This window comes from Pseudarthrobacter sp. NPDC092439, assembly GCF_044754945.1.
In the GTDB taxonomy this organism is placed as follows: Bacteria; Actinomycetota; Actinomycetes; order Actinomycetales; family Micrococcaceae; genus Arthrobacter.
The window spans coordinates 1-10,714 of record NZ_JBIVQB010000005.1 but is presented as its reverse complement, the minus strand read 5'-3'; the positions used below and the strand labels follow the sequence as shown (position 1 = coordinate 10,714).

Here is a 10,714-nt window from a genome sequence, read left to right as displayed (position 1 = left end):
TAGCCTTACTTAGGTTCGCATTATTCACCTAAGGAGTTCCGTGACTTCCCCCCTCTTTCCCCGCCTCAGCGCCACCCGGCGCACACTGCTTAAGTCGGCCGGCAAGGCATCGGCCGTCCTGGCCGCGGCGGCTCTCACCCTCTCCGCCTGCTCCACGGGACCGGCGGCTTCGGCCCCGGCAGAGACGGGCGGCGCAGCCCGGTTCCCCGTGACCATCGAGCACGTGTACGGCGAGACCACCATCGAAAAGCAGCCCTCCCGCGTTGCCACCGTTTCCTGGGTCAATGACGATGTGGCCATTGCCCTGGGCGTGGTACCGGTAGGCGTCCCCAAGAACGAATGGGGCGGCAATGACAAGGGCTCCACGCCCTGGAAGGACGCAGCCCTCGAGGAACTCGGCGCCGGCTTCGGGTCCGAAAAGGCCCCGGCCCAGTACTCCGAGGCTGACGGCATCAACTTCACCGAGGTCGCCAAGCTCAACCCGGACGTCATCCTGGCCGCCTACTCCGGCCTGACCGAAGAGGACTACAAGAAGCTCAGCGAGATCGCCCCGGTGGTGGCGCACCCTGAGCTGGCCTACGGCACGTCCTGGCAGGACTCCACGTCCATCATCGGCAAGGCCCTGGGCAAGGAGGCCGAAGCCGCCAAACTGATTTCCGACACCGAGGCCACCATCAAGGAAAAGGTCGCCGAGTACCCGCAGATCCAGGGCAAGAGCTTCATCTACGGCAACCTCGAGCCCGCCAAGGGCGACGGCGTCAACGTCTACACCGCCAACGACAACCGTCCCCGGTTCCTTAGCGAAATCGGCATGGAGCTCGCCCCGGTAGTGGAGGAGAAGTCAAAGGGTTCCAAGGAATTCTTCCTGCCCTGGTCCGCAGAAAAGGCCAACGAGCTGGATTCCGACATCTTCGTGACCTGGGTTCCGGACGCCTCCACGGCCAAGGCCATCAAGTCCGACCCGCTGCTCAGCCAGATTCCCGCCATCAAGGACGGCGCCCTGGTGGCCGACTCGGACAACACCCTGACGCTGTCCATCTCGGCTTCCTCCCCGCTGAGCCTGCCGTGGTCGCTGGACACGTTCCTGCCGCAGCTGGCCACCGCAGCGGATGCCGTGAAGTAGCACCTTCATGACGCAGAGTACGACGACGGCGGCGCCCCTTGCGGGGGTTCCCGGCGCCCAGGTGCCGGCGCAGGTTCCTCCCGGTTCCGCGCGTGCCTTGGCTGCAGGGCCGCGGCGTGCCGCGTGGCTGCTGGCCGCCGTCGTCGTGCTTGCGCTGCTGGCCGGGGCGTCCCTTGCCATCGGCGCCCGTGACCTCTCGCTTGCCACTGTCTGGCAGGCGCTGGTCCGGTTTGATCCGGGCAACGGGGACCATGCCGTTGTCCACGCCCGCATTCCCCGCACCGTCCTTGGCCTGCTGGCCGGCGGCGCGTTGGGGCTTGCGGGCGCTGCCATGCAGGGCCTGGCCCGCAACCCGCTGGCCGACCCCGGAATCATGGGCGTCAACGCCGGGGCCGCGCTTGCCGTGGTGACCGGAATCTACGTGTTCGGCGTCGGCTCGCTCTCCGGTTACATCTGGTTCGCTTTTGCGGGCGCAGCGGGTGCCGCCGTCGTGGTTTACCTGGTGGCCTCCCTGGGCAGGGAAGGCGCCACGCCTGTGAAGCTGGCCCTCGCCGGGGCAGCGCTGAGTGCCGGGCTGTACTCGCTCATGAACGTCATTCTCGTTTCCAGCCAGGACACCCTGGACCGCTTCCGCTTCTGGCAGGTGGGCGGCGTGGCCGGGCGCGACTGGTCCGTGGTCCTCCCCGGATTGCCGTTCCTGGCCTTGGGCGCCCTGATTGTGCTCCTGACCGGACGCGTCCTCAACAGCCTGGCCCTCGGCGACGACATCGCCCGGGGGCTTGGCCAGCGCGTGGGGCTGGCCCGGACGGTCGCTGCCCTGGGAATTGTGCTGCTGGCCGGTTCCGCCACGGCGCTGGCCGGTCCCATCGGCTTCGTGGGCCTGGTTATCCCGCACGCCGTCCGTTTCCTGACCGGCCCTGACTATCGCTGGATCCTGCCGTTCTCCCTGGTGGCCGCGCCGGTGCTGCTGCTGGCCGCCGACATCATTGGCCGCGTGATCCTGCTCCCGGGCGAGGTCCCCGCCGGCATCATGACCGCACTGGTGGGCGCGCCGGTCTTCGTATGGCTGGTCCGCCGCGGCAAGGGGGCCGGGCTGTGAGCCTCCTCCACCCCCGCGAGATGGCACTTAACGGCAGTGCGGCGGGCAGACACCCCCGTGAACTGCCATCTCGCGGAGTGGGAAGGACCGCCGTACTGGCCGCCGGTGTCGTGTTCCTGTTCGCCGCTTCCGTGCTGCTGGGCAGTTACACGGTGACCATCCCGGATTTCTTCACCATCGTCTTCAACCACCTGACCGGCGGCCCCAGGATCCCCGGCGCCAGCTTCATCGTGATGGAAAACAAGCTGCCGCGCGCGGTCATCGCCACCATGATCGGGGTTGCCTTCGGCCTGGCCGGCGCCCTGTTCCAGACGATGCTCCGCAACCCGCTGGCCAGCCCCGATGTGATCGGGATCAGCTACGGTGCGAGCGCCGCGGCCGTTCTTGCCATCGTGATGTTCGGCGCGTCCGGCGCAGTGGTGTCCGGCGCAGCGCTCGGTGGTGCCCTGGCCGTGGCAGCGATCATCTACGCGATCTCCAGCGGCGGCGCCATGCGCGGCGCAACCGGCGGAAACGCCGCCGGCAACCGGCTGGTGCTGGCCGGCGTCGGGATCGCAGCGGCGCTGCACGCGCTGGTCAGCTTCCTGATGACCCGCGCGGATATCCGCACCGCCGCGGAGGCCCTCGTGTGGCTGAACGGCTCGCTGAACTCCGCCAGCTGGGACCGCGCCGGCGTCCTGTCCCTGGCCCTCCTGGTCCTGGTCCCCGCCGTCGCCGTGATCGCCGGGCCGCTGCGCATTATGGAGCTGGGCGATGACACGGCCGCCGGCCTGGGCATCCGGGTCAACGCCTCGCGGCTGGCCCTGGTGGTCATCGCGGTGGCCCTCGCTGCGGTGGCGACGGCGGCAGCCGGCCCGGTCGCATTCGTCGCCTTCCTGGCCGGCCCCATCGCCCGCCGCGCCATCGGGCAAGCCAGCCTTCCGGCGTCGGCCCTGGTGGGTGCCCTCATAGTCCTCGCCGCAGACTACTTCGCCGCCAATCTGGCGCCCCTGCTGCTGAACGGCACCGTCCTGCCGGTGGGCGTCGTCACCGGCGCACTCGGTGCCCCCTTCCTGCTGTGGCTGCTGGTCACCGCCAACCGAAAGGACGCCTGACGTGGCAGTTCTCAACGCCAAGGACCTGACGCTGAAGTACGACCAGCGCTGCGTGGTGGACGGGCTCTCCGTAGAGATCCCGGAAGGCAAGGTGACCATGATCGTGGGTGCCAACGCCTGCGGAAAGTCCACCCTGCTGCGCGGACTCTCCCGGCTGCTGAAGCCGGCCGGCGGCGCCGTGACCCTGGACGGCAAGGACATCCATGCCCGCCCCGCCCGCGAACTGGCCCGCAGCCTGGGCCTCCTGCCGCAGCATCCCACGGCGCCGGACGGCATCACGGTCCGGGACCTGGTGGGCCGCGGCCGGTACCCGCACCAGGGCTTCTTCCGAAGCTGGAGTGAGAAGGACGACGACGCCGTGCAGCGGGCGCTGGAAGCCACCGATACGCTCGCCCTCGCCGCGCGTGACGTGGACGAACTGTCCGGCGGACAGCGGCAGCGTGTGTGGATTGCGATGGCCCTTGCGCAGGAGACCGAGGTCCTGTTGCTGGATGAGCCCACCACCTACCTGGACCTGGCGCACCAGGTGGAGGTCCTGGACCTCATCACGGACCTGAACCGCCGGCGCGGCACCACTGTGGCCATCGTGCTGCACGACCTCAACCTCGCCGCGCGCTATGCGGACCACGTCATTGCCATGAAGGGCGGCGCTGTGGTGGCCGGTGGCAGTGCCCGCGAAGTGGTCACCGAAGAACTGGTCCGCAGCGTCTTCGGACTCGAATCCCGTGTGATCCCGGACCCTGTGACCGGAACCCCGCTTGTTGTCCCCATCGGCCGCCACCACGTCCCTGCCACTGAACTGGAGCTCGTTTCATGAAGATCCGCGAAGCTGCGTCCGCAAAGGCCGTCAACACCGAGCCGATGACCCTGGCCTTCGAGGTTACAGTTTCCTCGGTCCGGGAACTCAGTCCCAACTTCCGCAGGATTACGTTTGGCGGCTACTCGCTGCGCGACTTCGGCGTCCACGGCGGAACGCTGGACCTGCGGATCAAGCTGATGATCCCTTCCCTTGCGGAAGATGGCAGTGCGTTGCCGCTCCCCGTGTTCGAGATGGCCCACGCCGGCTGGTACCGCGAGTGGCTGGCCATGGACCCGGCAGTACGCGGTTCCATGCGCACGTACACGGTCCGCGAGGCGCGCCTGGACGGCGTCTACCCGGAGATCGACGTGGATTTCGTGATGCATTTCGAGGAACCTGGGCATGCCCAGGCGAAACCGGGGCCGGCCGCCAACTGGGCCCTCAACGCCCGGCCCGGCGACGCCATCACCATCATCGGACCCAACAACCGCGCCGCGCACTGCGTCACTGCCGAGATCTACTCCGGCATCGAATGGCGTCCCGGCCTGGCGCAACGCGTCCTGTTGGCCGGCGATGAGACCGCCGTTCCCGCCATCTCGGCCATCCTTGAGAGCCTCCCGCCATACATGACCGGCCACGCGTTCCTGGAAGTTCCCGAAGCCGGGGACTTCCAGGAACTGAAGACTGCCGCCGACATCGACATCACCTGGTTGGCCCGCGGCGCCCGGATCGGCCGTTCGCGCCCGCACGGCGAGCTGCTCTCCGCCGCGGTGCGCAAGGCCGTCCCTGTTCCGGGCTGGGTGGGGATCAAGGCGTCCGACGGCGGTGCGGGGCCCGAGCCAGAGGACGTCAACGTGGACGTGGACATCCTCTGGGAGACGCCCGCGCGCATGGATACGGCGGCGATCGGTGCGTCCAAGAACCCCGGCATGCCTGCCGGCGCCATGCCGTTCTACGCCTGGATCGCCGGGGAGGCCGCCGTCATCAAGGACATGCGGCGGTACCTGGTCCGCGACGTGGGCATCGACCGCAAGCAGGTTGCGTTCATGGGCTACTGGCGCCGCGGCAAAGCCGAACTCTGACGCGCCCGCTCACGTTTGCTGGGGCGCCGGGGTTTCCAGCGCGTCCAGGGTGAGCCGGACCAGCCGGTCAACCTCCGCCTCTGAGTCCGCCTGGCCTGCGGCGGCAAGGGCATGCAGACAGAACCTGGTCAGCTCGGCAGCCGCAACATCCGTCCGGAGCATCCCGTCGTCACCGGCCTTGCGGATGATCACTTCGAGGAATTGTTCCTTGTGCTGCAGGGCGCCGGACTGGTGCAGCACTCCGGCTATGGCGCTGTCGTGATGCCGATGAACCATCATGGCGTGGATGCGCAGCACCTGCTCGAGCTGACGGCGGGCATCTCCACCTGCGGCTTTGACCGAATGGAGTTCGTCCAGTTCGCCGGCCGTTTGCCGGTCGTGCGCGGCCTGCAGGATGGACTGGACGTCCGGAAAGTATTTGTAGAGCGTAGCCCGGCTTACGCCGGCCGAGGCTGCCACGTCAGACATGGTGACGGAAAGGATGCCGTGTTCCGCCGCCAGCGACACGGCAGCGTCCAGAATGGCCTCGCGCACGGCACTCCTGTGCGCGCTCATCGTTTCACTCCACAGCTTGGGCACGCTCTAGTGTACGCGCTGCCCGATAGGCGGCACTATGTCTAGAGGGTTACACTCTGTTTAGATAGGCGTCGATGGCGGAGATGGCGCAGTCGGATCAACAGAGGAATAGACGCCATGGAGCAACAGAAACTTGGGCAGCGCCGGCAGTCCGCTCAACGGCCTCTGTCCACGGAGATGCCGCGTTGGGTCAAGGTGACGATAATCGTCCTGGCAGCTTTGGGGGTCCTTGTGGCAGTCGCGCTGCTCAGCGGACACAGGCCCGCGCAGCATGGATCTGCCGCGATGGTTCTTCCCCAGACAGCAGCGGTGGCGTTGTCCGGGGAGGCATCAGCGCCATGGCTGTAGGACAGAAGCTCCGCAAGGGCCTGCTGGTCCTCCACATCTCTGTATCCGCCGGCTGGATCGGTGCCGTCCTGGCCTTTCTGGCGGTTGCGGCCGGGGCGCGGCAGGGCGCCACAGCGGACGCGGCGCAGGCGGCCGAGGCCGCGCTGGAACTGATCGGCTGGACAGTGCTGGTTCCGCTCAGCCTCGCCTCCCTGACGACCGGCATCCTCCAGTCGCTCGTCACCCCGTGGGGCCTCCTTCGCCACTACTGGGTCCTGGCGAAGCTGCTGATTACGGTCGTTGCAACGGCCGTGCTGCTGGTGTTCATGCAGTCGTTTGGCCATGGCGGGCCGGAAACCGGTGGAGGCCTTCACGGCAGCGCGCAGGAGTCCTCATCAATTCTTCACGCCTCCGGCGCCCTCGTCCTCCTCGTCCTGGCCGTGCTGCTTTCGGTCTACAAACCCCGCGGCCTGACCGGCTGGGGTCTGCGCAAAGCGCAGCCCTGACCCGCCGGCACTGACTGTTCACCCCGCCGTCGTCCGCCCTTTGGTTTGGCTGGCTACCGTGGGCGGGTGCCTCCCGAACCTTTGCTTCCCCAGACCGGCAGGCGGGTTTTTGTCGCTTTGGGCGATTCGTTCACGGAGGGCGTGGGGGACCGGAACGAGGCCATGCCCAACGGCGTGCGGGGCTGGGCGGACCGGGTGGCGGACAAACTGGCGCGGCACCAGCCCGGCTGGAAGTACGCGAACCTGGCCATCCGCAGCAAGCGGCTCCGGCACGTCATCGACGAGCAGCTGGAACCGGCGCTGCGGATGCGCCCCTCGCTGGTCACGCTGTATGCCGGCGGTAATGACATCCTGGACCTGAAAACCGACATGGCCGCGCTGATGGCGGATTATGAGCAGTTGGTGGCCAGGCTGGCGGAAACCGGTGCGGTCCTTGTGCTGTTCACTGGCTTCGACGTGAAGGTGTCCGCCCTGTTGGAGCCGCTGAAGAAGCGCAATGCCTTCTATAACCGGCGGGTGCGCGGCATTGCGGAAAAATACGGTGCCGTCCTGGTGGATTACTGGTGCCTGGACGCCTTCCAGGACAGGCGGATGTGGGATTCGGACCGCCTGCACATGTCCAAGGCGGGCCACAAGTACCTCGCCGGCCAGGTGCTGGACCAGCTGGGCGTGCCGCACAAAATCCGGCCGAAGGACTGGGAGCCGCCCACCAGACCGGGCATCCGCGAATGGGAGCGGCACCAGCGCCGCTGGGTGCACGATTGGGTGCTGCCGTTGTTCGGGCGCAAGTTGCGCGGAGTCACGCTGGGGGATGGTCTGACGCCGCGCTGGCCGGAGCCGGTGAAGGTGCCGCGCAAGGGGGGAATGAAAAAAGTGGCGCGGGAGGCAGGGCTGGCCCGGGAAACCGGAAGCTAGCCGTCCAGCAGGTTTTCGAACCCGGGGGCAACGCGGCCGGCATGGAACTCCATGACCTCAAACTCGGCCACACCGTTGACGTAGAACGGATCCCTGGCCAGCGCCGCGTCCAGCACTGCGCGGTCCGCCTGGGACAGGAGCAGCCCGCCCGTGCGCGGAATCTTGCGCCCTGCCGCGATGAATACGCCGTCGTCGAAAGCCTGCTGCAGCCACGCGATGTGGGCGTCATTGTGGAAGTCGACGATGTCCTGGGGAACCCGGTAGGTCAGGGAGACAACATACATGCGCCCAGCCTACCGGCCCGTCCCCGGAGCTTGAACGATCAATCGTAGAATGGGCGGATGACCGAACCGCGCTGGCTCAACGCTGACGAACGCCGTGCCTGGCTGGCCCTGGTCAGCATCAATACGCTGCTTCCGGCTGCCCTGGATACCAAGCTGCACGCCGCGGGGAAGCTCTCCCTCTTCGACTACACCGTGCTGGCCATGCTTTCCGAGGCCGAGGAGCGGTTCCTGCCGATGAGCGAACTCGCGGCCCGCACGAGCGCGTCGCTGTCGAGGCTTTCGCACGTGGTCACCAAGCTGCAGAAGCGGGGCTGGGTGGAGCGCCGGCCGCACCCGCACGATGCCCGGGTCACCATCGCGCACCTCACCCCCGAGGGAATGGACACCATCGTCGCGCTCGCGCCGGACCACGTGGAGACGGTGCGGGAGCTCTTCCTCGATGCCCTTTCCGAACAGGACGTACTGGACCTGGCCCGGATCGGTGAAAAGATCGTGGGCCGCCTCGACGACGACCACTGGATCCTGCGGGAAAACTAGCCTCCGCGCCCGCTGGTTGGTTGCTCCCGGCAACGGGTGGCAAACTAGCCGAATGGACTTCACTACCCGGTTCGTGGCCCTTGGCGATTCCTTCACCGAAGGGGTCGGCGACGACGACCCCGCCCGCCCCAACGGTGTCCGCGGCTGGGCTGACCGCGTGGCGGAACGGCTGGGCGCCGAGGACCCCGGCTTCGGGTACGCCAACCTCGCCATCCGCGGTAGGAAACTCCGGCAGATCCTGGCAGAGCAGGTGGACGCCGCCGTCGAGCTTAAGCCCACCCTGGTGAGCATCTATGCGGGCGCCAACGACATCCTTCGACCCCGGATCAACATTGACGACCTCCTGGCAGAGTACGACGACGGCATCCGCAGGTTGAGTGCCACGGGCGCCACAGTCGTGATGTTCACGGGGTTCGATGCGCGCGGTTCCAAGGTTTTCGGCACCATGCGCGGGCGCACCGCCATCTACAACGAGCTGGTCCGCGGCATTGCCGGCGACCATGGCGCGCTGCTGGTGGATTACTGGCGCTTCAGCGAGTACTACGACTGGGGAATGTGGGCCCGGGACCGGATGCACATGTCCGCCGCCGGCCATGCGAATATGGCCAAGCGCGTGCTGGAGGTCCTCAAATACGACCACTCCATCGACATCCCGCCCATGACTCCGGTCCCGGAACTGAACGGCGCCGAAGCGCTGCGCGCCAACGCCCAGTGGGTCCGGGAGTACGCCGGGCCATGGGTCATGCGGCGGGTCACAGGCAAGTCGTCGGGGGATAATCTCCTGCCCAGGTACCCTGCACTGACCCGGCTCTAGCGCCTCCGGAAGCCGCCGCCGTCGTGCGCTCCTTATACACCCTCCGGCGGCCGGATTGGTCTTTAATTGCGCGAACTCGTAGACTTGGTAGGCGCTAAGTGCGCGGAGCGTGCGCAATTGCTCCGGTTGTCCGGTAATTTCTCCAGGGCGGCCGGTAGTTAGGGGCTCAAGTTGCGTGACTAACCGTTGCCCTTCTTCACTTTTGGGTCGCACTTAGCAGCATGGTCCAGCAGCAGATATGCGGATCATTACTTTCAATTCTTGAGGAGAAGTCATGGCAGCACACTGCCAAGTGACCGGGGCCGAGCCGGGCTTTGGGCACAGCATTTCGCACTCGCACCGCCGCAACAAGCGCCGGTTCGATCCGAACATTCAGAAGAAGCGCTACTGGGTTCCGTCCCTGCGCCGTAATGTCACGCTGCAGGTTTCTGCACGCGGCATTAAGACCATCGACGTGCGCGGCATCGACGCAGTCGTCGCCAGCATTCTTGCTCGTGGGGTGAAGCTCTAGTGGCTAAGGACAAGGACGTACGTCCGATCATCAAGCTCAAGTCGACCGCGGGCACGGGTTACACCTACGTAACCCGCAAGAACCGTCGTAACGACCCGGACCGTATGGTTCTGAAGAAGTACGACCCCAAGATCCGCCAGCACGTCGAATTCCGAGAGGAGCGCTAAACAATGGCTAAGAAGTCCAAGATTGCTCGCAACGAGCAGCGCAAGGTCATCGTTGAGCGTTACGCCGCAAAGCGCCTCGAGCTGAAGAAGACGCTGGTTGACGAAAACGCAACCGACGAAGCACGCGAAGCAGCCCGCCTGGGCCTGCAGAAGCTGCCCCGTAACGCGTCCCCGATCCGTCTGCGTAACCGCGACATCATCGACGGCCGCCCCCGCGGTACCTTCCAGAAGTTCGGTATCTCCCGTGTCCGCTTCCGCGACATGGCCCACAAGGGTGAACTTCCGGGCATCACCAAGTCTTCCTGGTAATTCAGCTCCGCTGAATCCAGCAGCTTGAAAAAGGCCGGCAACCATTTGGTTGCCGGCCTTTTTGTGCTTTTAAGGATCCGGTGGCGGACGAGTGCCCGGGCGTCGAGCATTGTGCTGCAGCACACAAAATTTGAGTACGACGGCGAAGGGCGGCTTGGGTGCCTCAAGGGGCCGTTCTGCCGCGCAATTCCGGGGTTTTGCACCCCTCATTTGGGGGATTTGCGGTGGGGTTGGGTGGGGTGTATTGTTTTCTAAGTCGCCGCGAGGGAGACAGCGAAGAGCTGGGTACCGCGGGTGGCGAATCCCCCGAATTTCAAGGCCAGTTTTTGGTTGCTCTTTAGGGCGCTGGAAAGTTGGCGGGGTGGTTTCTTGTCCTGGTGGGTCCTGGAAGATGGATTTGCGTTGGGGCGGGGGATCGGGTAAGTTTGAAAAGTTGCTCCGGAGCGATCCTGAACGTTGGTTTGGGTGGTGCCGGGTGTGTCTGTTGTTTGAGAACTCAATAGTGTGCCAAGTTTATTGATACCGATTTTTTATGAATTGGTTGGATTTGCTGTGCCGCCACCCCGTGGTG

At 66.1% G+C, this 10,714-nt stretch carries 14 protein-coding genes; 12 read left to right on the top strand and 2 right to left on the bottom strand.

Features of this window, described 5'->3' with window-relative positions:
• Positions 1 to 40 precede the first annotated feature (40 nt).
• Genes ACIQCM_RS11675 through ACIQCM_RS11655 form a run of 5 tightly spaced genes read left to right on the top strand, consistent with a single transcriptional unit; the run spans position 41 to position 5,197 of the window.
• Entirely contained in the window at positions 41 to 1,123 is a 1,083-nt protein-coding gene (locus ACIQCM_RS11675; protein WP_400607412.1) for an iron-siderophore ABC transporter substrate-binding protein, read from the top strand.
• Positions 1,124 to 1,130: 7 nt separating this feature from the next.
• On the top strand, positions 1,131 to 2,222 hold the full coding sequence (locus tag ACIQCM_RS11670) for a FecCD family ABC transporter permease (protein WP_400607414.1): 1,092 nt from the start codon (positions 1,131 to 1,133) through the stop codon (positions 2,220 to 2,222).
• A 20-nt stretch (positions 2,223 to 2,242) separates the two neighbouring features.
• Positions 2,243 to 3,316 (top strand): FecCD family ABC transporter permease, encoded by a 1,074-nt coding sequence (locus ACIQCM_RS11665; protein ID WP_400607443.1) that lies wholly within the window; start codon positions 2,243 to 2,245, stop codon positions 3,314 to 3,316.
• Position 3,317: 1 nt separating this feature from the next.
• Complete coding sequence (locus ACIQCM_RS11660) at positions 3,318 to 4,133, top strand: ABC transporter ATP-binding protein (RefSeq protein ID WP_400607416.1); 816 nt, start codon at positions 3,318 to 3,320, stop codon at positions 4,131 to 4,133.
• Positions 4,130 to 5,197 (top strand): siderophore-interacting protein, encoded by a 1,068-nt coding sequence (locus ACIQCM_RS11655; protein ID WP_400607418.1) that lies wholly within the window; start codon positions 4,130 to 4,132, stop codon positions 5,195 to 5,197. The genes ACIQCM_RS11660 and ACIQCM_RS11655 overlap by 4 nt, the downstream gene beginning before the upstream one ends.
• Positions 5,198 to 5,206: 9 nt before the next feature.
• Here ACIQCM_RS11655 and ACIQCM_RS11650 read toward each other — a convergent pair whose 3' ends face one another.
• Entirely contained in the window at positions 5,207 to 5,752 is a 546-nt protein-coding gene (locus ACIQCM_RS11650; protein WP_400607420.1) for a TetR/AcrR family transcriptional regulator, read from the bottom strand.
• 359 nt (positions 5,753 to 6,111) lie between these two features.
• On the opposite strand from ACIQCM_RS11650, the gene ACIQCM_RS11645 reads away from it, so the two are divergent.
• Together ACIQCM_RS11645 and ACIQCM_RS11640 are read left to right on the top strand one after the other, a co-directional pair.
• Positions 6,112 to 6,606, top strand: a complete 495-nt coding sequence (locus tag ACIQCM_RS11645) for a DUF2269 domain-containing protein (RefSeq protein WP_400607422.1) — start codon at positions 6,112 to 6,114, stop codon at positions 6,604 to 6,606.
• 66 nt (positions 6,607 to 6,672) lie between these two features.
• Positions 6,673 to 7,521 carry an SGNH/GDSL hydrolase family protein gene (locus ACIQCM_RS11640; RefSeq protein ID WP_400607424.1) on the top strand — a complete coding sequence of 283 codons (849 nt, stop codon included), beginning with the start codon at positions 6,673 to 6,675 and terminating at the stop codon, positions 7,519 to 7,521.
• Here the strand turns inward: ACIQCM_RS11640 and ACIQCM_RS11635 are convergent.
• Entirely contained in the window at positions 7,518 to 7,805 is a 288-nt protein-coding gene (locus ACIQCM_RS11635) for a YciI family protein (RefSeq protein ID WP_400607426.1), read from the bottom strand. The two genes, ACIQCM_RS11640 and ACIQCM_RS11635, sit on opposite strands and share 4 nt — an antisense overlap.
• A gap of 57 nt (positions 7,806 to 7,862) precedes the next feature.
• On the opposite strand from ACIQCM_RS11635, the gene ACIQCM_RS11630 reads away from it, so the two are divergent.
• The 5 genes from ACIQCM_RS11630 (at position 7,863) to rpsN (ending at position 10,143) form a co-directional block, all read left to right on the top strand.
• The gene (locus ACIQCM_RS11630; RefSeq protein ID WP_400607428.1) at positions 7,863 to 8,342 is read left to right on the top strand and encodes a MarR family winged helix-turn-helix transcriptional regulator; all 480 of its coding nucleotides are present in this window, start codon (positions 7,863 to 7,865) and stop codon (positions 8,340 to 8,342) included.
• Between the two features lie 52 nt (positions 8,343 to 8,394).
• Entirely contained in the window at positions 8,395 to 9,156 is a 762-nt protein-coding gene (locus tag ACIQCM_RS11625; protein WP_400607430.1) for an SGNH/GDSL hydrolase family protein, read from the top strand.
• Positions 9,157 to 9,430: 274 nt separating this feature from the next.
• Entirely contained in the window at positions 9,431 to 9,667 is a 237-nt protein-coding gene (gene rpmB, locus ACIQCM_RS11620; protein ID WP_015938871.1) for a 50S ribosomal protein L28, read from the top strand.
• A complete protein-coding gene (gene rpmG, locus ACIQCM_RS11615) occupies positions 9,667 to 9,834 on the top strand; it encodes a 50S ribosomal protein L33 (protein ID WP_013602737.1) in 168 nt (55 codons plus the stop codon). Before rpmB ends, rpmG begins: the two co-directional genes overlap by 1 nt.
• A 3-nt stretch (positions 9,835 to 9,837) precedes the next feature.
• Positions 9,838 to 10,143 (top strand): 30S ribosomal protein S14, encoded by a 306-nt coding sequence (gene rpsN / locus ACIQCM_RS11610; protein ID WP_009358853.1) that lies wholly within the window; start codon positions 9,838 to 9,840, stop codon positions 10,141 to 10,143.
• Positions 10,144 to 10,714: the final 571 nt, after the last annotated feature.

What these genes read in the sequence shown, in the direction of transcription:
- ACIQCM_RS11625 (WP_400607430.1), top strand. Translation starts at nt 8,395, where the DNA reads ATGGACTTCACTACCCGGTTCGTGGCCCTTGGCGATTCCTTCACCGAA.
- ACIQCM_RS11670 (WP_400607414.1), top strand. Translation starts at nt 1,131, where the DNA reads ATGACGCAGAGTACGACGACGGCGGCGCCCCTTGCGGGGGTTCCCGGC.
- rpmB (WP_015938871.1), top strand. Translation starts at nt 9,431, where the DNA reads ATGGCAGCACACTGCCAAGTGACCGGGGCCGAGCCGGGCTTTGGGCAC.
- ACIQCM_RS11635 (WP_400607426.1), bottom strand. Translation starts at nt 7,805, where the DNA reads ATGTATGTTGTCTCCCTGACCTACCGGGTTCCCCAGGACATCGTCGAC.
- ACIQCM_RS11630 (WP_400607428.1), top strand. Translation starts at nt 7,863, where the DNA reads ATGACCGAACCGCGCTGGCTCAACGCTGACGAACGCCGTGCCTGGCTG.
- ACIQCM_RS11665 (WP_400607443.1), top strand. Translation starts at nt 2,243, where the DNA reads ATGGCACTTAACGGCAGTGCGGCGGGCAGACACCCCCGTGAACTGCCA.
- rpsN (WP_009358853.1), top strand. Translation starts at nt 9,838, where the DNA reads ATGGCTAAGAAGTCCAAGATTGCTCGCAACGAGCAGCGCAAGGTCATC.
- ACIQCM_RS11645 (WP_400607422.1), top strand. Translation starts at nt 6,112, where the DNA reads ATGGCTGTAGGACAGAAGCTCCGCAAGGGCCTGCTGGTCCTCCACATC.
- ACIQCM_RS11655 (WP_400607418.1), top strand. Translation starts at nt 4,130, where the DNA reads ATGAAGATCCGCGAAGCTGCGTCCGCAAAGGCCGTCAACACCGAGCCG.
- ACIQCM_RS11650 (WP_400607420.1), bottom strand. Translation starts at nt 5,752, where the DNA reads ATGAGCGCGCACAGGAGTGCCGTGCGCGAGGCCATTCTGGACGCTGCC.